The 19,359-nt window shown below is 66.3% G+C and carries 21 protein-coding genes; 12 read left to right on the forward strand and 9 right to left on the reverse strand.

The window, feature by feature from the left end; all coding sequences use genetic code 11:
- The first annotated feature begins 3 nt into the window (after window positions 1-3).
- The 3 genes from A9513_RS17210 to A9513_RS17220 all read left to right on the forward strand — a co-directional run bounded on the left by A9513_RS17210 (window position 4) and on the right by A9513_RS17220 (window position 4,079).
- Entirely contained in the window at window positions 4-525 is a 522-nt protein-coding gene (locus A9513_RS17210; protein WP_054907549.1) for a sigma-70 family RNA polymerase sigma factor, read from the forward strand.
- Window positions 522-1,463, forward strand: coding sequence for a FecR family protein (locus tag A9513_RS17215; protein ID WP_065327683.1), 942 nt, complete (start codon window positions 522-524; stop codon window positions 1,461-1,463). The genes A9513_RS17210 and A9513_RS17215 overlap by 4 nt, the downstream gene beginning before the upstream one ends.
- 231 nt (window positions 1,464-1,694) lie before the next feature.
- Entirely contained in the window at window positions 1,695-4,079 is a 2,385-nt protein-coding gene (locus A9513_RS17220; protein WP_065327684.1) for a TonB-dependent receptor, read from the forward strand.
- 31 nt (window positions 4,080-4,110) lie between these two features.
- Here A9513_RS17220 and A9513_RS17225 read toward each other — a convergent pair whose 3' ends face one another.
- Window positions 4,111-4,428, reverse strand: a complete 318-nt coding sequence (locus A9513_RS17225; protein ID WP_054907546.1) for a putative quinol monooxygenase — start codon at window positions 4,426-4,428, stop codon at window positions 4,111-4,113.
- Window positions 4,429-4,739: 311 nt separating this feature from the next.
- Between A9513_RS17225 and A9513_RS17230 the strand changes: the two genes are divergently transcribed.
- A complete protein-coding gene (locus A9513_RS17230; RefSeq protein WP_024763669.1) occupies window positions 4,740-5,681 on the forward strand; it encodes an AraC family transcriptional regulator in 942 nt (313 codons plus the stop codon).
- A 116-nt stretch (window positions 5,682-5,797) separates the two neighbouring features.
- Here A9513_RS17230 and A9513_RS17235 read toward each other — a convergent pair whose 3' ends face one another.
- A complete protein-coding gene (locus A9513_RS17235) occupies window positions 5,798-6,184 on the reverse strand; it encodes a VOC family protein (RefSeq protein ID WP_065327685.1) in 387 nt (128 codons plus the stop codon).
- A 191-nt stretch (window positions 6,185-6,375) separates the two neighbouring features.
- Here A9513_RS17235 and A9513_RS17240 point away from each other — a divergent pair, with 191 nt between their 5' ends.
- Window positions 6,376-7,884 carry a YdgA family protein gene (locus A9513_RS17240; protein ID WP_065327686.1) on the forward strand — a complete coding sequence of 503 codons (1,509 nt, stop codon included), beginning with the start codon at window positions 6,376-6,378 and terminating at the stop codon, window positions 7,882-7,884.
- Window positions 7,885-7,951: 67 nt separating this feature from the next.
- On the opposite strand, the gene trpA is transcribed toward A9513_RS17240, so the two are convergent.
- Together trpA and trpB are read right to left on the reverse strand one after the other, a co-directional pair.
- On the reverse strand, window positions 7,952-8,758 hold the full coding sequence (trpA, locus tag A9513_RS17245) for a tryptophan synthase subunit alpha (protein WP_024763672.1): 807 nt from the start codon (window positions 8,756-8,758) through the stop codon (window positions 7,952-7,954).
- Complete coding sequence (gene trpB / locus A9513_RS17250; protein ID WP_065327687.1) at window positions 8,755-9,963, reverse strand: tryptophan synthase subunit beta; 1,209 nt, start codon at window positions 9,961-9,963, stop codon at window positions 8,755-8,757. Before trpB ends, trpA begins: the two co-directional genes overlap by 4 nt.
- 158 nt (window positions 9,964-10,121) lie before the next feature.
- On the opposite strand from trpB, the gene A9513_RS17255 reads away from it, so the two are divergent.
- Window positions 10,122-11,009, forward strand: coding sequence for a LysR family transcriptional regulator (locus A9513_RS17255; protein WP_065327688.1), 888 nt, complete (start codon window positions 10,122-10,124; stop codon window positions 11,007-11,009).
- Window positions 11,010-11,016: 7 nt separating this feature from the next.
- Here A9513_RS17255 and A9513_RS17260 read toward each other — a convergent pair whose 3' ends face one another.
- The 3 genes from A9513_RS17260 to A9513_RS17270 all read right to left on the reverse strand — a co-directional run bounded on the left by A9513_RS17260 (window position 11,017) and on the right by A9513_RS17270 (window position 14,970).
- Complete coding sequence (locus A9513_RS17260; protein WP_065327689.1) at window positions 11,017-13,419, reverse strand: TonB-dependent siderophore receptor; 2,403 nt, start codon at window positions 13,417-13,419, stop codon at window positions 11,017-11,019.
- Between the two features lie 97 nt (window positions 13,420-13,516).
- Window positions 13,517-14,467 (reverse strand): FecR family protein, encoded by a 951-nt coding sequence (locus A9513_RS17265; RefSeq protein ID WP_065327690.1) that lies wholly within the window; start codon window positions 14,465-14,467, stop codon window positions 13,517-13,519.
- Complete coding sequence (locus A9513_RS17270; protein WP_255302871.1) at window positions 14,464-14,970, reverse strand: sigma-70 family RNA polymerase sigma factor; 507 nt, start codon at window positions 14,968-14,970, stop codon at window positions 14,464-14,466. Before A9513_RS17270 ends, A9513_RS17265 begins: the two co-directional genes overlap by 4 nt.
- A gap of 166 nt (window positions 14,971-15,136) precedes the next feature.
- Here A9513_RS17270 and A9513_RS17275 point away from each other — a divergent pair, with 166 nt between their 5' ends.
- From A9513_RS17275 to A9513_RS17295, 5 genes are all read left to right on the forward strand, one after another.
- A complete protein-coding gene (locus tag A9513_RS17275) occupies window positions 15,137-15,352 on the forward strand; it encodes a dodecin (protein WP_017518905.1) in 216 nt (71 codons plus the stop codon).
- Window positions 15,353-15,486: 134 nt separating this feature from the next.
- A complete protein-coding gene (locus tag A9513_RS17280; protein WP_024763675.1) occupies window positions 15,487-15,708 on the forward strand; it encodes a DUF1161 domain-containing protein in 222 nt (73 codons plus the stop codon).
- A 161-nt stretch (window positions 15,709-15,869) separates the two neighbouring features.
- Window positions 15,870-16,292 carry an OsmC family protein gene (locus A9513_RS17285; RefSeq protein WP_065327692.1) on the forward strand — a complete coding sequence of 141 codons (423 nt, stop codon included), beginning with the start codon at window positions 15,870-15,872 and terminating at the stop codon, window positions 16,290-16,292.
- 91 nt (window positions 16,293-16,383) lie between these two features.
- Window positions 16,384-16,620, forward strand: coding sequence for a DUF1161 domain-containing protein (locus A9513_RS17290; protein WP_054907539.1), 237 nt, complete (start codon window positions 16,384-16,386; stop codon window positions 16,618-16,620).
- Between the two features lie 115 nt (window positions 16,621-16,735).
- The gene (locus A9513_RS17295; RefSeq protein WP_065327693.1) at window positions 16,736-17,101 is read left to right on the forward strand and encodes a hypothetical protein; all 366 of its coding nucleotides are present in this window, start codon (window positions 16,736-16,738) and stop codon (window positions 17,099-17,101) included.
- A gap of 92 nt (window positions 17,102-17,193) precedes the next feature.
- Here the strand turns inward: A9513_RS17295 and A9513_RS17300 are convergent, their stop codons facing one another.
- Window positions 17,194-17,634 carry a hypothetical protein gene (locus tag A9513_RS17300; protein ID WP_037017738.1) on the reverse strand — a complete coding sequence of 147 codons (441 nt, stop codon included), beginning with the start codon at window positions 17,632-17,634 and terminating at the stop codon, window positions 17,194-17,196.
- 43 nt (window positions 17,635-17,677) lie between these two features.
- Window positions 17,678-18,094 (reverse strand): hypothetical protein, encoded by a 417-nt coding sequence (locus tag A9513_RS17305; protein ID WP_065327694.1) that lies wholly within the window; start codon window positions 18,092-18,094, stop codon window positions 17,678-17,680.
- 65 nt (window positions 18,095-18,159) lie between these two features.
- Between A9513_RS17305 and A9513_RS17310 the strand changes: the two genes are divergently transcribed.
- Window positions 18,160-19,251, forward strand: coding sequence for an aminopeptidase (locus A9513_RS17310; protein ID WP_065327695.1), 1,092 nt, complete (start codon window positions 18,160-18,162; stop codon window positions 19,249-19,251).
- The last annotated feature ends 108 nt before the right edge of the window (window positions 19,252-19,359 follow it).

The raw sequence follows: 19,359 nt of genomic DNA on the forward strand, positions 1-19,359 counted from the left end.
ATCATGCGGCGCTTCGCCTCCTCCTCCCTGCTGCAGAGCTTCCAGGCGCATTACGCGGACCTGATGCGCTTCCTTGCGCGGCGGTTGGGCGATAACCAGCGCGCGGCAGACGTGGCTCAGGACACCTGGTTGCGCCTGGCCGACCACCCTGCCGAAGCCGAGGTGCAGGACCCGCGCGCCTACCTGTTCCGCGTCGCCGGCAACATCGCCATCGACAACCTGCGCCGCGAGGGCCGGCTGGCCGAGCTGCATGTCGATGAAGCCGCCGCGGATGACCTCAGCGATCCCGCGTCCGGGCTGGAGCACCGCCTGCTCGCCCATGAGGCGCTGGAGCACCTCGACGCCGCCCTCGACCAATTGCCCGCCAATGCCCGCCAGGCGTTGCTGATGAACCGCCTCGACGGCCTCACCCACGCGCAGATCGCCCAGCGCCTGGGCGTTTCCGAGAGCATGGTGGGCAAGTACATCGTCCAGGCCATGCGCCATTGCCGCGACTGGGCGCAGCGCCAGGGAGACGCGCCATGAGCCGCGTCGAACAGAACCTGCTGGGCGATGAAGCCATCGAGCGCCTGGTGCAGCTGCATGCGGGCAGCGCCGGTGCTGGCGAGCGCATGGAGTTCCTGCGCTGGCGCGGGCAGAGCCCGGAACACGAGCGTGCTGCTCGCGAGGCCGAGGCGCTGTGGGGGGCCTTGCCGGAAACCCGCCACGCCGAGGATTACCGCCGCCGCGCCCGGCGCCCGCGTCGCTGGCTGGCGCTGGCCGCTGCCGCCTGTGTCGCGGCAATCGCCGTCACCATCGCACTGCCCGAGCCGCTGGCCGGGCTGTATTCCGACTACGCGACCCGCACGGGTGAGCGGCGGATGCTGCAGCTGGCCGATGGCAGCCGCGTGTGGCTGAACAGTGACAGCGCCTTGTCCGTCGACTTCAGCCCGCAGCAGCGGCGCCTGCGCCTGCACACCGGCGAAGCCTTGTTCGAGGTGGCGAAGGATGCCGCGCGGCCCTTCATCGTCGAGGCCAGGGGCGGCGAGGTGCGCGCCGTGGGTACGCGCTTCGATGTGGACAGCCGTGGGCCGCAGGTGCGCGTCGACGTGACCGAAGGCGTGGTGCAGGTGAACAGCGCCGGCAGCGCGCCGGTGCGGCTGTCCGCCGGCGAGCGCCTGAGTTACCGCGAGCGCGCCGCGCCCGAGCCGGCGCAGCCGCTGGACCTGTCCAGTGCCAGCGCCTGGCAGCGCGGCAAGCTGATCTTCAACCAGCGCCCGCTGGGCGAGGTGCTGGACGAGCTGGAGCGCTACGTGCCGGGCCGCATCGTGCTGACCGACAGCGCGCTGCGCCAGCACAAGGTCAGCGGCGTGTTCGACCTGCAGGACCCCGGCGCCTTGCTCAAGACCCTGGAGCGCTTGCAGCCGGTGAAGGTCACCCATATGCCCTGGCTGGTGCTGATCCGCCCCGCCCCAAAAACCTGACCGTTCTTCGTGTAGGAGCGAGCTTGCTCGCGAACGGATTTCCCGGCGACTCCGAGGCAGGGCGGTTCGCGAGCAAGCTCGCTCCTACAGGTGAAGTCTCGTTCTGTGACAAGAAAATGAAAATATTTTTCATTCAGCACTGCAAGGTTTGCATGACCGTTTCGTCGTAGGCAGGAACGCGAAAAATTCTCAATACGCGACCCTGCCCACACAAGAACGGATTTCACCCGCATGCATTACCGTCCTTCCCCGCTGCACCGCGCGATCCTGCTCGCTTCCCTGCTTGGCGCCGCCGCGCCCGTCGTCCATGCCGCGAACGCTGCCGCCGTCGAGCTGCATATCGCCCCGCGCAGCCTGGACAGTGCGCTGACCCAGTTCGCCGACCAGGCCGGGCTGCACCTGCTGTTCAATTCCGAGGACATCCAGGGCCTGCAGAGCGAAGGGCTAGACGGCACCTACACCACCGAGGAAGCGCTCAACCAACTGCTTTCCGGTAGCGGTGTGAGCTGGCGCTTCACCGACGAGCGCACCGTGCTGCTCAAGCGCGAGAAGGACGACTCCGCTGCCCTGAGCCTGGCGCCGATGCAGATCAGCGTGGCGGCGCGCACGCCCACCGATATCAGCTCGATCCCCGGCACCGTCTGGGTGGTCGACCAGACCCAGCTGCGCGAACAGCTCGATACCGGCGTCAGCCTGAAGGAGGCCGTGGGAAAGCTGGTTCCCGGTCTTGACCTGGCGCCCGAGGGCCGCACCAACTACGGCCAGAACATGCGCGGGCGCAACGTGCTGGTGATGATCGACGGCGTCAGCCAGAACAGTTCGCGCGGCCTGTCGCGCCAGTTCGACAGCATATCGCCGTTCAACGTCGAGCGCATCGAGGTGCTCTCCGGCGCCAGCGCGATCTACGGCGGCGGCGCCACCGGCGGCATCATCAACATCATCACCAAGAAGGGCGCGGCCGGTGATACGCGCTTCGAGACGCAACTGGGCGCCACCAGCGGCTTCAACAACAGCGATGACCTGTCCACTCGCGCCGCGCAGTCCGTCAGCGGCGGCAATGACCGCGTGGCCGGCCGCCTGGGGATTTCAGCGGAGAAGAACGAAGCCTTCTACGATGGCGGCGGCAACCAGATCTTCATCGACAACACCCAGACCGACCTGCAGTACAACCGCACCGTCGACGTGATGGGCAACCTCACCGCGCAGTTCACCGACGAGCAGAGCCTCGACCTGCTGGCGCAGTACTACGATTCGGGCAACGACGGCAGCACCGGCATCTACTTCCCCAACCTGAAGTACCAGGGCCCGTCGAACCTGGAAGATGCGGAAATCCGCAGCGGCCTGGACACCGACCTGGAGCCGCGCTCGCGCCGTGTGCTGCTCAACGCCAACTACCACCACAGCAACCTGCTGGAGCAGGACTTCTACCTGCAGGCGTACTACCGCAAGGAAGACGACAACTTCTATCCGTTCCCCTACTACAACACCGGCAAGCCGACCGGCTCCAAGGGTGTGTACTTCGCCGGCTCGCAGCAGAACTTCGAGGTCAGCGGCCTGAAGGGCCTGTTCAGCAAGCAGTGGGATGCGTTGAAGTTCACCTACGGCGTGGACCTCGACCACGAGCGCTTCAACGCCGAGCAGAAGGTCTTCGACCAGCGTCTGTCCTCCGAGAGCGGCGGCCTGAACCTGGAAACCGCCAGCAGCGCTCCGCGCTATCCGAGCTACGTCGTCGATGGCCTGTCCTTCTACGGCCAGCTGGACTGGAAGGTCACCGACAACCTGACCCTCTCCGGCGGCGCGCGCCACCAGAAGATGGACGTCGAGGTGGATGACTTCAAAGGCGTGCCCGGCGGCAGCAACGACTACCAGGTCAACCTGTTCAACCTCGGCGCGATCTACGACTTCAAGAACGGCCATCAGGTCTGGACCAACTACAGCGAAGGCTTCGACCTGCCCGACCCGGCCAAGTACTACGGCAAGGCCGGTCTGTCGGTGGACGACAACCCACTGGCTGGCATCAAGAGCCGCCAGGTCGAGACCGGCTGGCGCTACAGCGACATGCAGTGGCAGGCCCAGGCGGCGGTCTACTACATCTGGTCGGACAAGATCATCACCACCGACGCGGCGACCCTGACCATCGACGTGGAAGACCAGAAGAGCCGCGACTTCGGCTTCGAGGGCGCGGTCACCCGTTACTTCGACAACGGTTGGCAGGGTGGTACCACGCTGCACCTGGTGCGTTCGGAAGAAGAGGATGCCGATGGCGACTGGATCAAGCGTGATGCGCGCTACGCGTCGCTGTCCAAGTCCACCGCGTTCGTCGGCTGGGGCGATGGTGAGCGCAGTGCCCGCCTGCAGGCCCAGCACGCGTTCAACCTGAAGGACGATGCGGACCACGAGATCGACGGCTACACCACCTTCGACCTGATGGGCGAGCAGAAGACCGGCTTCGGCACCTTCAGCGCCGGTATCCAGAACCTGCTGGACAAGCAGTACAGCACCGTCTGGGGCCAGCGCGCCGCACTGTTCTATTCGCCGACCTACGGGCCGGCCTATCTCTATGACTACCAGGGCCGTGGCCGCACGTTCACCCTGGGGTGGAGCCTGGAGTACTAAAAGGGCCTGAAAGCTCTCTACCTAAAAAGACTCAGGCCACCTTTCCAGTGGCCTGATCGAGGGTTTCCACTATGCCGCCGCTGAGACTTCGGCAGTGGCACAAGAGCACCTCGCCGAGCAGCTGCAATGAGGGTGTGGCGAAGTAGTCCAGTAGGGCGTCTTCGTTTTTCCAGCTGCCTTGCAGCAGCCACGGCTCGCCGCTCTCACGGGCGACCAACTGGCAGCGCAGGCACCCCGGTGCGCGGCGGGCGCCGTCGACCAGGTTGTCGATCAGGGCGCCGAGTTCCGCTTCGTGTCCCGCCCGGGGGTGGATCTGCAATTCGTGTTCGATGGGGGTTTGCCAGTGCATGTCCTGTCCTCCGCGTTACAGGAAGAAGTCCGAAGTGGCTCCTCGGACGACTGACAGCAAGAGTACGGCCCCGCCAGCCCCGCGCGTTATCCGGATGCTGTCGGCTTCTTGCCTGATCCTGCGGCAGGTTTGCCAACCTCTGTAACCGGTCGTTTCCGGGCCATGCACCGCCGCGGTGCGTGCGTGAATGGCGCTGCGGCTTGTCCATTCCTGCCGATTGCTTGCCTGATCCTCCAGCGGCTGCCTTACTGTCACACTCGCGCACGCGGCGCGGGCGTAAGCTTCGAGCGCCGCCACTGGAGGTCCTGTGCATGTCCCAGTCCGTTCCCGCCTACGATCCCATTGCCGCCGGCCGCCAGGAGCTGGCCGACATCATCCAGCGCCATTGCCAGGGTGAAGGCGTCTTCGAGACCGCCATCGATTCCCTGCTGGTCGGCCGCAGCGACTGCCCCCACGAGGGCCGCATGCCGACCCTCTATCGCCCCGCCCTGTGCGTGATCGCCCAGGGCTGCAAGGAAGTGCGCCTGGGCAGCGAGGTGTATCGCTACGACGAACTCAACCTGCTGGTGGTATCGGTGACGCTGCCAGTTTCCGGCCAGGTGATCGAGGCCTCGCCGGAGAAGCCCTACCTGTCGATCCGCCTGGACATCGACCCCGGCGAGCTGACCCGGCTGATCGCCGAGGCCGGCCTTGCCGGCAGTGCGCCGCGCCCGGCCAGCCGGGGCATCTACCTGCAACGCCTGGACTGCACCGTGCTTGACGCGCTGCTGCGCCTGATGCGCCTGCTGGATACCCCGCGCGACATCGAGATGCTGGCGCCGCTGTTCGTCCGCGAAATCCTCTACCGCCTGCTGCGGGGCCCGCAGGGCCACCTGCTGCACGACCTGGCGATGACCGACAGCCAGACCCACCGCGTCACCCGCGCCATAGAGTGGCTCAACCGCAACTACGACAAGTCCCTGCGTATCGAGGACCTGGCCCGCGAGGTGAACCTCAGCGTGTCCACCCTGCACCACCGCTTCAAGGAAGTGACCGCCCTGAGCCCGTTGCAGTACCAGAAGCAGCTGCGCTTGCAGGAAGCGCGGCGGCTGTTGTTGTCGGAAGGGCTGGAAGTGGCAGTGGCCGGGCATCGCGTCGGCTACGAGAGCCCGTCGCAGTTCAGCCGCGAATACAGCCGCCTGTTCGGCGCGCCGCCGCTGCGCGACCTGGCGAGCCTGCGCGGGGCGTTGGACAGCGAGGCCGTGCCGGCCTGAGCCGATTCAGGGGCACTTTCGTAGGATGGGTGGAGCGCAGCGATACCCATGCTGTAGGCGAACCGAATTGATGGGTATCGCTCCACGCCATCCTACAAAGGCGTTGGCCGGAGGCATCAGCGCTCGTAAAGCTCCAGCGGCAAGTCATCCGGATCGGTGAAGAAGGTGAAGCGCTTGCCGGTCAGCTCGTCCTCGCGGATCGGCTCGCAGGCCACGCCGTGGCTCTGCAGATGGGCCACCGCGCCCTCCAGGTCATCCACGGCGAACGCCAGGTGGCGCAGCCCCTGCGCCTCGGGGTAGGACGGCCGCGCTGGTGCGCCGGGGAAGGAGAACAGCTCCAGCCGCGCATCGCCCAGCTCCAGGTCGAGCTTCCAGGAGTCACGCGCCGTGCGGTAGGTCTCGGCGACCACCTTCAGGCCCAGCACCTGGGTGTAGAAGTGCTTTGAGCGCGGGTAGTCCGAGCAGATCAGGGCAACGTGGTGGAGGCTGTGCAGCAGGGTCATGGCGTGGGCTTCCCGGACGGTCTGAGCGCTCTATCCTGACAGCCGTCCCCTGCGGGTCAATGCTGGCGCTGTGAAGTCGGTCGCCAACGGCGCTGGAGTGATGGCAGTGCGCCTGCTAGCATCCCGCCGCCACCCCCAAAATCACGGTCGACAGGACGTCCCCCGTACGGCCGCACTTGAAAGGAATCAGCATGAAGAAGACCGCCCTGGCCATCGCCATCCCCGTTGCCATCGTCGGCGCTGCCGTTGCCGGCGCCTGGTACACCGGCAGCCGTGTCGAGCAGGAAGTGAACCGCGGCATCACCGAAGCCAACCAACTGTTCGAGCAGGAAGCCCCTGGCCTGGGCGCCCACCTGACCCTGGTGGACATCCAGCGCGGCCTGTTCTCCAGCACCGCGCGCTACAACCTGTCCTTCACCGGCAAGGAGGGCGAAGCGCCGCAGATCCTGGTGTTCACCGATCGTCTGGAACATGGCCCCTTCCCGGCCTCGCGCCTGGCGGCCGGCAAGCTGGCGCCGGTCATGGCGCAGAGCCATTTCGCCCTGGAGCAGAACGAACTCACCGCTCCGCTGTTCACCGCCGCTGGCGGCAAGGCTCCGCTGTTCGGCGAGCTGACCATCCATTACGACCAGAAGCAGGAAGGCGCCGTCGAGACCGCTGCCCTGGAATTCGCCAAGAACAGCGACAAGCTGCGCCTGTCCCCGGCCAAGATCACCTTCAACGTCTCCGGCGACAAGAAGGACGTCAGCGCCGTGGGCAACCTCGCCGAGGTCGACCTGGACTTCACCGACGAGAACAGCGGCCAGCCGGCGCGCGTACAGCTGCGCGACCTGGGCATGCAGGGTGACAAGAAGGAAAATGCCAACGGCTTTGCCCTCGGCCCCAGCTCCGCCACCATCAAGAGCCTGAACATCAAGTCGCCGGGCGCGCCGGAAGTCGAGTTGCGCGACGCCGTGGTCGAAGAGACCCTCAAGCAGGGCGGTAAGGGCCTCGACCAGAGCGTTTCCTACCGCGTCGGCAAGGTCGTGGTGCAGGGCCAGGAAATCGGCGGCGTGAAGCTGGACCTGAGCCTGCGCAACCTCGACGAGGGCGTGCTCAAGACCTTCAAGGAGTCCTACAACAAGATGGCTCTGGACAGCCTGGAAAGCACCGAGCTGACCCCGGCGCAGGAAGAGGAACTCAAGCGCCTGGGCCTGGCCCTGCTGGAAGGCTCGCCGGTGCTGTCGCTGGACGAACTTTCCCTGCAGACCAGCCACGGCGTAGCCAAGGCTTCGCTGTCGGTCGACCTGCGCAAGCCCAACGCTGCCGCCGCTACGCCGGACGAGATGGCGCGCAGCATCCTCGCCGCGCTCAAGGCTGACCTGAAGGTGGACAAGGCGGTGATCGGCGACATCGTCGCGCTGCAGGGCTCGCTGGGTGGCGAGGCTGCCGGCAGCGTCGATCCGGTTGCGCTCAAGCAGCAATCCGACGCCATGACCGACCTGTTCAGCGGCATGGCCCTGAACTCGCAGTGGGCCGTGCTCGACGGCAACGCCCTGTCCAGCTCGCTGGCCTACGCCAACGACCAGGTAAAGTTCAACGGCAAGGACATGAGCGTGCCGGAGTTCATGGCCTTCGCCATGGGCTCCGCGCAGGGTCTTGGCCTGGGCGGCGGCGCTGCCGGCGGGGAAGAAGAGCCGCAGGCAGAAAGCGTGGAATAACCCGCGCCTGAAACGAAAAAGCCCGGCACGCGCCGGGCTTTTTCATGCTCCTACAAAAGAGCAATCCTCAGCGAGCGTTGCGCACGCCTTCGGCCAGTTGCCGGCACAGGCCGAGCACGCCCTGCACCGCGTCAGCGGAACTGCTCGCCTCGGCGATCTTGTCGATCAGCGCCGAACCCACCACCACACCGTCGGCCAGGCGCGCGATGCTCGCGGCGTGTTCGGCGGTGCGGATGCCGAAGCCGATGGAGACCGGCAGATCGGTGTGGCGGCGCAGGCGCGCCACGGCTTCCTCGACATGTTCCAGGGTCGCCGCGCCGGCGCCGGTCACGCCGGCCACCGAGACGTAATAGACGAAGCCGGAGCTGCCCTCGAGCACGGTGGGCAGGCGCTTGTCGTCGGTGGTCGGAGTGGTCAGGCGGATGAAGTCGATGCCCGCCGCTTGCGCCGGGTGGCACAGGTCTTCGTTGTGCTCCGGTGGCAGGTCCACGACGATCAGGCCGTCGACGCCGGCTTCCTTCGCGTCGGCGATGAACTTGTCCACGCCGTAGTAGTGGATCGGGTTGAAGTAACCCATCAGCACCAGCGGGGTGGTGTCGTTGCCGGCGCGAAATTCGCGGACCATCTTCAGCGTCTTGGCCAGGTTCTGGCCATTGCCCAGGGCGCGGATGTTCGCCAGCTGGATCGCCGGGCCATCGGCCATCGGGTCGGTGAACGGCATGCCCAGTTCGATGACATCGGCACCGGCTTCGGGCAGGCCCTTGAGGATGTCCAGCGAGGTCGAGTAGCCCGGGTCGCCGGCGGTGATGAAGGTCACCAGGGCAGCGCGGTTCTGCTGTTTCAGTTCGGCGAAGCGGGTCTGCAGGCGGCTCATGCTTGCGGCTCCTGTTGCATGTGGTGCATGACGGTCTGCATGTCCTTGTCGCCACGACCGGACAGGTTCACCACCATGATGTGCTCCTTGGGCAGGTTCGGCGCGCGCTTGAACACTTCGGCCAGCGCGTGGGAGGACTCCAGCGCGGGGATGATGCCTTCCAGGCGGCAGCACTGGTGGAATGCGTCGAGGGCTTCGTGATCGGTGATCGAGGTGTACTCGACACGGCCGATGTCGTGCAGCCAGGCGTGTTCCGGGCCGATGCCGGGGTAGTCCAGGCCGGCGGAAATGGAGTGCGCGTCGATGATCTGGCCATCCTCGTCCTGCAGCAGGAAGGTCCGGTTGCCGTGCAGCACACCGGGTACGCCGCCGTTCAGGCTGGCCGCGTGCTTGCCGGTCTCGATGCCGTGGCCGGCTGCTTCCACGCCGATGATCTTGACGCTGCTGTCATCGAGGAACGGATGGAACAGGCCCATGGCGTTGGAGCCGCCGCCGATGCAGGCGACCAGCGAATCGGGCAGACGCCCTTCCTTCTCGGCCAGTTGCTCGCGGGTTTCCTTGCCGATCACCGCCTGGAAGTCGCGGACCATCGCCGGGTACGGGTGCGGGCCGGCCACGGTGCCGATCAGGTAGAAGGTGCTGTCGACGTTGGTCACCCAGTCGCGCAGCGCTTCGTTCATCGCATCCTTCAGGGTGCCGGTGCCGGCGGTGACCGGGATCACCTCGGCGCCCAGCAGCTTCATGCGGAACACGTTGGCCTGCTGGCGATCGATGTCGGTGGTGCCCATGTAGATCACGCATTGCAGGCCGAAACGCGCGGCCACGGTGGCGGTGGCCACGCCGTGCATGCCGGCGCCGGTCTCGGCGATGATGCGCTGCTTGCCCATGCGCTTGGCCAGGAGGATCTGACCGATGCAGTTGTTGATCTTGTGCGCGCCCGTGTGGTTCAGCTCTTCGCGCTTCAAGTAGATCTTCGCGCCGCCGCAGTGCTCGGTCAGGCGCTCGGCGAAGTACAGCGGGCTCGGACGGCCGACGTAGTCGCGCTGGAAGTAGGCCAGTTCCTTGAGGAATTCCGGATCGTCCTTGGCCTTCTCGTACTCGCGGGCCAGGTCGTGGATCAGCGGCATCAGGGTCTCGGCGACGTACTGGCCGCCGAAGCTGCCGAACAGGCCCTTGGCGTCTGGACCGGTGCGCAGTGTGGACATGGGAAGGCTCCTCTGGGGTCGTGAAGTAGGGTGCCCGCCGGGCGCTATCGCGGACAGAGTCCGCTCCTACGAATGGTGCTCAGGATACGGCTGTGGGAGGACGGGGAAAAGCGATAAGATCGCCATGACATGTCAGAAAAACTCACAGGTTGAATGCCATGAGCCGCGACCTTCCGCCCCTCAATGCCCTGCGCGCCTTCGAAGCCGCTGCCCGCCTGCGCGGCGTGAGCGCGGCGGCGGATGAGCTGAGTGTCACCCATGGGGCGATCAGCCGGCAGATCCGCCTGCTGGAGGAAGAACTGGGCGTTGCGCTGTTCGTCAAGGAAGGGCGCGGCGTAAAACTCACCGATGCCGGCGTGCGCCTGAGTGAAGTGGCCAGCGATTCGTTCGAGCGCCTGCGCAGCGTTTGCGCCGAACTGCGCCGTCAGGCTGGCGGTGATGCGCCGTTCGTTCTCGGCTGTCCCGGCAGCCTGCTTGCCCGCTGGTTCATCCCGCGCCTGGATCGCCTGAACCGCGACCTGCCGGATCTGCGCCTGCAACTATCGGCCAGCGATGGCGACCTCGATCCGCGCCGTGGCGGCCTCGACGCCACCCTGTGCTTCGCCGCGCCGCCGTGGCCGGCGGACATGCGCGTGCTGGAACTGGCGGTGGAAAGCATCGGCCCGGTGCTCAGTCCGCGTTCACCGCGCTTCGAGCAGTTGAGCGCGGCGCCTGCCGAGGCGTTGCTGGGCGAATCGCTACTGCACACCGTCTCGCGCCCGCAAGCCTGGCCGGAATGGGCCGCGCGCCATGGCCTGGAGCCGGCGCGGCTGAAGCTCGGCCAGGGCTTCGAACACCTCTACTACCTGCTGGAAGCCGCGGTGGCCGGGCTGGGCGTGGCCATTGCGCCGCAACAGCTGGTGGCCGACGACCTCGCTGCCGGCCGCCTGGCTGCGCCCTGGGGCTTCGTAGAGACCTCCGCGCGGCTGGCACTGTGGGTCCCGCAGCGGCGCGCCGATCCGCGTGCCGAGCGCCTGGCGCGGTGGCTGCGCCAGGAACTGGGTTGAGCGTGCCTCAGAACTCCGGCGTGTACTTCACGCTGAACATCAGGTTGCGCGGGTCGCCGAAGTTGTTGGCGCCATCGGCCGCGGCGTAACCGGGCAGGTAATAGCGCTTGTCGAACAGGTTGTTCGCGTTCACCGCGAGGTCGATTTCGCGGCTCAGGCGGTAGCCCAGACGCGCGCTCCAGACGGTGAAACCGGGGATGTCGAACTCACGGTCGAAGCTCACGGTGTGGCTCTGGGTGACGAAGCCCAGGCCGGTGCTCACGCGGTTCCAGTCGCCCGGCAACTGGTAGTCGGCCCACATCCGCAGCATGTGCTTGGGCGTCCACTGGCTGAACACGCGGCCCTTGTTCTCCGGGTCGTCGAGGAACTTGGTGGTGTTGTAGGTGTAGCCGGCGAAGAGTTGCAGGTCGCGCAGCACCTCGCCGCTCACCTCGGCCTCGATGCCCTGGCTGCGCACCTTGCCGGAGGCGGTGGAGCAGTACCAGCCGTCGCAGGCGTAGCCGGAGGATTCGTCGAGCACGGCGCGGTTCTTCTGGTCGTAGCGGAACAGCGCCAGCGAGGTATTCACCCGGCCGTCGAGCAGCTCGCCCTTCAGGCCCACCTCGTAGTTGCTGCCGATCACCGGCTCGAGCATCTTCTGCTGCGCGTCGCGCGCGCTCTGCGGTTCGAACACGTCGGTGTAGCTGGCGTAGGCCGACCATTCCGGTGTCAGGGCGTAGACCAGGCCGAAGTACGGCGTGACTTCGCCGGTCTCGGTCATGCTGTCGGTGTAGTCGTCGTCCGGCAGGTTGTAGGCGTAGTCGTACCAGCTCACCCGGCCGCCGACCACAGCAGTCAGCGGCTCGGCGAGCTTCACCCTCCAGCTGCTGTACAGGCCCTTCTGGCGGATGTCGTAGTCGGCGCTGGTGGAGCGTCCGCCCGGCGAGGAGAGAATGTCGTCGAGGCTCGGTTTGGGGCGGTGGTGGTCGATATCGAAGATGTTGCCGCCGGGGACGAAGCGCCGCGCGTAGAAGTCGTCCGTGGTGTACTTGGTGTAGTTGCCGCCCAGGATCAGTTCCTGCTCCAGCGAGAACGCCTCGAATTTGCCGTCGAGGTACATGTCCAGGCCGATCCGGGTGGACTCGAAGTTGGTGATCCAGTCGGCGAAGTTGAGGCCGCTGCCGTCGGGCTGCACGTCTCCGTGCATGCGCTGGTGGATCGAGTCGTTGTGCTCGCGCATGCGCACGGCGGCGGCTTTGAATTTCCAATTGTCATCGAAGCGGTGGGTCAGGTCGGCGTAGATGGTGGTCTGCTCGATGTCGTTGCTGTTCCAGGTCGCGCCGCTGTAGGTGGAGCGCGAAAAGCCGATGTCGCTGCCGTCGGGGTAGCGTGGAAGGCCGCGCATCATCGGACGCGAGTCGAGGTCGGAGTCGCTGAAGCCGATGCCGACCGTGGTGTCCGGGCTCAGGTCGAAGTCCAGCGCGCCATACAGCGAGGTGGTCTTGCTCCACACGTAGTCGGTGAAGGAGTGCGTGTCGTCCTGGTCGGCCACCATGCGCCCGCGAAGCGTGCCGCTGTCGTTCAACGGGCCGCCGACGTCGGCCTGCAGGCCGTAGTGGTCCCACGAACCGGCCTTGCCGGTGAAGGTGGCGATGGGCGTGTTCTGCCCGCGCTTGCGCACCAGGTTGATGGCGCCGCCGGGGCTGCCCGCGCCCTGCAGTAGGCCGGAGGCGCCGCGGAGGATTTCCACGCGGTCGAAGAACACCAGGTCCTGGTTCGCCCAGTTGCCCAGCACATAGGTATTGCGCGGGACCGGCACGCCGTCGTACTGCCAGTCGTCGATCTGGAAACCGCGCGAGGAAATCACCATGCCTGGGCCGATGCCGGTGGCGCCGACCAGCCCTGTGCTGTGGTTGACCGCATCGCGCAGGTCGGTGATGTCCTGGTCGTCGAGCTGCTTGCGGGTGATTACGCTGACGGACTGCGGGATGTCCTTGAGCTTGTGCTCACCTTTGCCGATGGTGGTGGCACGCGCGGCGTATGAGCCGCTGCCTTCGGTAGTGGCGTCCAGGCCCTGGCCGGTCACCGTGGTGCTGTCCAGTTCCAGGGCGCCGTCGGTCGGGGCTGCTTCCACGCTGAAAGCGCCGCTGGCGGTGACCTTCAGGCGCAGGTTGCTGCCGGACAGGGCCTTTTCCAGCGCCTGTTCCACGCTCAGTTCGCCCTGGACGGCGGGTGCATGCTGGTCGCGCACGAGCGCAGGGTCCAGCGAGATCACCTCACCGCTTTGCCGGGCGATGGCGTTCAGCGTGGTGGCGAGACTCGCGGCGGGCAGCTCGAAGTGCAGCCGGGCGGGTTCGGCGGCGAGCAGGCAGGGAGCGTTGGCCACCAGCACGAAGGCGGTGGCAAGGGCGCGGGGCCAGGGTGAGGACACAGTAATCTCCTGAGAATTATTCGTATTCAGGAGCTAGGTGCGCCGAGACGGAAAATCCGGACAGGCGTTGCCGAAATATTTTTCCAGGGCAGCGCCATCAAGGCTCTCGCAGGCTGATCAGGGTCAGCCAGGGGCCGAAGCGGCGGATTTCCAGCGGCAGGGTTTCGCCCAGCGCTACGAGCGCGCGGGTGGGCTCGTCCAGCGGGAATACACCCTGCACACGCAGTCGCCGTGCGCGCGGGTCGACGCGGACAAACCCCGGCAGGTAAGGCCGCAGGGAGTCGATCACGGCTTCCAGAGGCTCGTCGCTGACGCTGAGCCGGCCGCTCAGCCAGTCCGCGCGGTAGGCCTGCTGGCTGAGCGGATGGATGCCGTCGGCGGCCAGCAGCGCCGCTTCGCCTTCGCCCAGCTCACGCCACTGGGCCTGCCCGGCGAGGCTGGCGCGGACGCGGTGCTCCAGCACCACCAGACGGGTGGCGTGAGCCTCCTGGCTGACCAGGAAGCGCGTGCCCAGCGCCCGGGCTTCACCCTGGGCCGTCCGGACGATCAGCGGGCGTTGCGCATCGGGTGCCACCTGGATCACCAGTTCGCCGTGGCGCAGCAGGATCAGACGCTGGTTCGAGTCGAAGGCCAGGTCCACCGAACTGCCGGCGTTCAGGCTGAGACGACTGCCGTCTTCGAGGGTGAAGCTGCGTCGTTCGCCGGTGCCGGTTCGCAGGTCGGCGATCAGGTCACGCACCGGCGTGCTGCTGGCGGTCAGCCAGAGCCCGCCACCGAGCAGGCCGAGCCCGGCCAGCCCGCGCAACAACTGGCGACGCGAACCGTGCTGGTGCAGCAGCAGGTCGGCGGCGCCGGGCATGCGTCGGAGATCGTCATAGGGCGCACCCAGGCCGCGTTGCAGGCGGGCCCAGGCGTCGGCGTGGGCCGGGTCGCTGTTCAGCCAGGCCTGCAGCTGGCGCTGCATCCGCAGATCGGCGTGGCCTGAGCGCAGCCGCACCATCCAGTCGATGGCCTGCTCGCCGGCTGTATCCAGCTGTACTTCGCTCATGGCACCAGCTCGTTGAGGTAGATCTGCCGCAGCGCCTGTTTCATGTAGCGGCCCACGGTGCGTTCGCTGACGCCCAGGCGGCGTCCTATCTCGGCGTAGCCCAGGCCGTCGAGCTGGCTGAACAGGAAGGCGCGGCGGACCGCCTGGGGCAGGCCGTCCAGGGTGCGGTCCACCAGCAGCAATGCTTCGAGCAGCAGCGCGCGGTCTTCCGGCGAAGGCTCCAGCGCTTCGGGCTGTAGGGCGAGGTAATCCAGGTAGGCGCGCTCCAGCCGGCGGCGCCGGTGGCGGTCGTAGATCAGTCGGCGGGCGATGGTGGAGAGGTAGGCCCGAGGTTGCTCGATGGTCTGCGGATCGACCCTGGCGCTGAGGATCTGGCAGAAGGTCTCGGCTGCCGTGTCTTCACTGTCGGCGCGGTTATCCAGGTAGCGCTGCACGTGCTGCAGCAGCCAGCGGTGGTGGTCGCTGAAGAAGAACCCCAGCTTGCTGGAGAGTGAGCCGGCCACGCGGACCATCCCTGGAAAATTAAATAAGAATGCTTCGCATTATACATTTCCGCAAAGAGACGGCAATTCGCCGCTACCGGCAATTTGCTGCACTTGTAGCCATCGACTAGGGTCCAACAGGGACACTCACTCACCGCGCGCCGCCGAGCGCGCCAGGGAGCACGCGATGTCGAATCACCACACCTACAAGAAGATCGAGCTGGTCGGCTCCTCGCGCACCAGCATCGAGGACGCGATCAACAATGCCCTGGCGGAAGCGGCCAAGAGCATCGACTTCCTGGAGTGGTTCGAGGTGGTGGATACCCGTGGGCATATCGAGAACGGCGCGGTCGGTCACTACCAGGTGACGATCAAGGTCGGTTTCAGGATTGCCAACAGCTAGGTCTTTTTTGTCACGCGGCTTTTTTGTCACGCGCCTGGGCCATGCTGGCGCGGCGCGTGGATGTGCGCACCGGGGTATCCCGGTTTTCCGGCCCGCTCGGGCCTTTTCCTGTGAACGACGAGGGAGCGTTACCGATGAAGAAGTTCCTGTTGGCTGTGGGGATCTTCGCCCTGGCGGGCCATGCGATGGCTGCCGGCAAGCCGTGCGAAGAGCTGAAATCGGAGATCGAGGCGAAGATCAAGGCCAAAGGCGTCGCCTCGTTCAACCTGGAGGTCGTCGACAAGGGCAGCGCGGGCGGCAAGCAAGTCGTCGGCTCCTGTGAAGGCGGCACCAAGGAAATCGTCTATTCGAAGTGATTCCCGGCGAACGCCGGCAGGCCGGGCACCCGCGAGGGGCCCGGCCTTTTTCGTGCACCGGCGTTCCCCTCGATCCTGCGAAGAGCCTTTTAGAAAAGCTGAACCCCTGCCCTCGCGCCGGCCTCGAACGTCCTGACTGCAACCCGAACGGAGGAAGCGACATGAAAAAATCGGCATCGGCTCACTGGCAGGGCGGCCTGAAGGACGGCAAGGGCACGATTTCCACGCAGAGTGGCGCGCTGAAGGAACAGCCGTACGGCTTCAACACGCGCTTCGAGGACAAGCCGGGCACCAACCCCGAGGAGCTGATCGGCGCGGCTCACGCCGGCTGCTTCTCCATGGCGCTGTCGATGATGCTGGGCGAGGAAGGCCTGACCGCCGAAAGCATCGACACCCGGGCCGAAGTCAGCCTGGAGAAACTTACCGATGGCTTCACCATCACCGCCGTACACCTGACCCTGAAGGCGAAAGTGCCGGGTACCGATGCGAAGACCTTCCAGGCCATCGCCGACAAGGCCAAGGCCGGTTGCCCGGTCTCGCGGGTGCTCAACGCGCGCATCACCCTCGACGCCAGCCTCGAATGAGCCTGCCGGGCACTCTGTCCGGCGGTGGCGGTCCACCGTTAGGATAGGGTGCCCCGCCGTGGGGCTTTGACGAGGGAATGTGATGACGACGATGAAGTGGGCCGTGGCGACCGGTGCGGCGCTGCTGCTGGCGAGCGGCACGAGCTGGGCGGCAGTGAAGCCCTGCGAGGAACTCAAGGCCGAGATCGAGACCAAGATCCAGGCCGCCGGGGTGACTTCCTACACCCTGGAGATCGTGGACAAGGCCGAGGTGAAGGACCCGAACATGGTGGTCGGCACCTGCGACAACGGTAAACGACGGATCATCTATCAGAAGAACGACGGCTGAGCGTCTCGATGCCAACGTCCGAAATTGGTACCGGGGCCGTGGCTGCCGGGACGCGGTAGGTTTGCGCCGTGCTGGTAGAGTCCCCTCGGTTCGACCTGATCTCCATGGAGTGGAAATGCGTTCACACCTGCTTTTTGTTGCAGTGATAGTTATTGCCGGTTGTGCCGACTCGAAATCTGATACTGCGACTGCTCTCCAGCCTGCTCCCAAGGAAACCTTGATAGCGGGTCCCGCTTGTACCAGTTTCGCTTTCCGTGCTGGGCAAATCATGCTCGCCCGGCAATCCGGCCAATCCATCCAGCAGACCATCAGCGACGACGCGAGTCGTTATCCGTTCGTCGCGGGAAAACTGGTTTCCGACATGATCATGGAAGCCTACAACGCACCGGTCGAAGAAAGTGAAGAGGCCAGATTGCATCGTGCCCAGGAGTTCTCCATGTACTACATGACCCGGTGCGCCAAGCAGCAAGCCATGCAGTAGGGTTTCAGTCCCACATCGCCTATACCTGCATGTTAAATGCCGGCTCTCTCCATTCTGCGATCTGCTGCGATGGCCTCTCTTGAGCGTATGACTCAGAACGGCCCGCAACTCACCGGCCCCTGGAAATCCGTTTTCGCCACCAATTGCCCACTGGCATCGGTCAGCAATGCCAGGGCGCTGCGCAATTGCGGGCGCAGCTCCAGTCGGTAGCGCTGGCCGGCGGCGAAGTCGTCGTAGGTCACCTTGACCCGGCAGGTCAGCTCCGAAGGGTCGCTCATCGCGCCCATGCCGCCACCGCTGGGGATTTCGTACTGGAAGCGCACCAGCAGTTCGTGGCGGCCCGGCGTCACCTGGTAGTAGCGCCCGTCGTTCACCGACTTGCCGTCCAGGCGCTCGGCCATCAGGGTCCTGCCGGCCGCGGTGTAGAGATCGATCCAGGCCAGCTGCGGGTCGTGGGCGGGCAGCGGGCTGGCGCAGCCGGCGAGCAGGGCGAGGCTCAGCGGGACGAAGGCAGGCAGGAAGCGCGGGCGCATGGAGAGTTACCGTGGGCTGTAGTCAGTCCACAGCATACCCCGCTCAGGCCTTCGCGCAGCCCCGTTCGCGACCACGGGCGATCTCGCCGCCCTGGGCGTCGTAGAGCTTGGCCCAGGGGCGGAAGCCGATGCTGCCGGTCTCCAGGCGGTAGCGCTGGCCGGCGCTGAAGTCCTTGTATTGCACCGTCATCTCGCAATCGCGCCACAGTGATTCGGCGACCGGGCCGATATCCACCGGCTCGACCTGGAACTGGAAGCGCACGCGCAACTCGTGGGAGCCGGGGTCGACCTCGAAGTAACGCGTGCTGGACCACTCCTTTCTGTCCACCTCCATGGCGGCCAGGTCGCTCTGGCTGTTGGTGTCCAGGTCGACCCAGGCGCGGTTCGGGTCCGGCTGGGGCATCAGCATCGAACAGCCGCTCAGGGCGAGCAGTCCGGCGGGAATGAGGAGGGTGCGCATCGGGGTGGCTCCTGGTCAGAAAGGGGCGGCAGCGAGCGGACCAGGCGCTGTGCTATGTTCCGCGCATGCCCTTCCGCCTTCTTATCCCGACACTCGACCGCCGCCTGTGCCGCTGGGTTCCCTGCCTGGCGATCTGGGCGCTGAGCGGTTGTTCCACGGTGAGCTACTACGGCCAGTTGGCGGACGGCCAGTTGCGCCTGCTCGCCGCCCGTGAGCCGGTGGCCGAGGTGGTCGCCGACCCGAGCCGTGACCCCGCGCTGCGCCAGCGCCTGGAGCTGTCCCAGGAGGCGCGCGCCTTCGCCAGCGCCGAGCTGGGGTTGCCGGACAACCAGAGCTATCGCCTCTACGCCGACATCCACCGGCCCAATGTGGTGTGGAACGTCTTCGCCACGCCCGAGCTGTCGCTGCAGCCGCTGACCCACTGCTTCCCCATCGCCGGTTGTGTGGCCTATCGCGGCTACTACGGCGCCGAGGGCGCACAGGCCGAGGCAAAGCGCCTGAAGGGCGAGGGGCTGGACGTCTATGTCGGCGGCGTAGAGGCCTATTCGACCCTGGGCTGGTTCAACGACCCGATCCTCAGCAGCATGCTGCGCTGGGGCGACCAGCGCCTGGCGGAAACCATCTTCCACGAGCTGGCGCACCAGAAGTTCTATCTGCCCGGTGACACCGCCTTCAACGAGTCCTACGCCTCCTTCGTCGAGGAAGAAGGCGGCCGCCGCTGGCGCGCCGCGCGCAACCTGGCGGATGAATCGCCCCTGCTGGACGAGCAGCGCAAGCGCTTCACGCAGCTGGTGCTCGATACCCGCGAGCGCTTGCAGGCGCTGTACGCCAGCCCGCGCAGCGACGCGGAAAAGCGCGCCGGCAAGGCCGCCGAGTTCGAGCGCCTGCGCCACGACTACGCACAGCTGCGCGATCGCGACTGGGGCGGCAAGGCGCCGTTCGATGCCTGGGTCAACGGCCCGATGAACAATGCCAAGCTGCTGCCCTTCGGGCTGTATGACCAGTGGGTGCCGGCGTTTGCCGCGTTGTTCAGGCAGGTGGGCGGCAACTGGCCGGCGTTCTATGCGCGGGTGGAGAAGCTCGGGGCGCTGCCGGCGGATCAACGCAAGGCGGCGCTCGAACGCCTCGCTGCCGGGGAGCGCGTCACCTTTCGTTGAGCTCTGGCGTGGGACGGGTTCGCGAGCAAGCTCGCTCCTACAGGCAAAGCGCCGATTCAACCTGTAGGAGCGAGGAGGACGCCCAGTCCTTGCTCGCGAACCAATGCA

Source organism: Pseudomonas sp. AU12215 (assembly GCF_001675465.2).
Classification (GTDB): Bacteria; Pseudomonadota; Gammaproteobacteria; order Pseudomonadales; family Pseudomonadaceae; genus Pseudomonas; species Pseudomonas nitroreducens.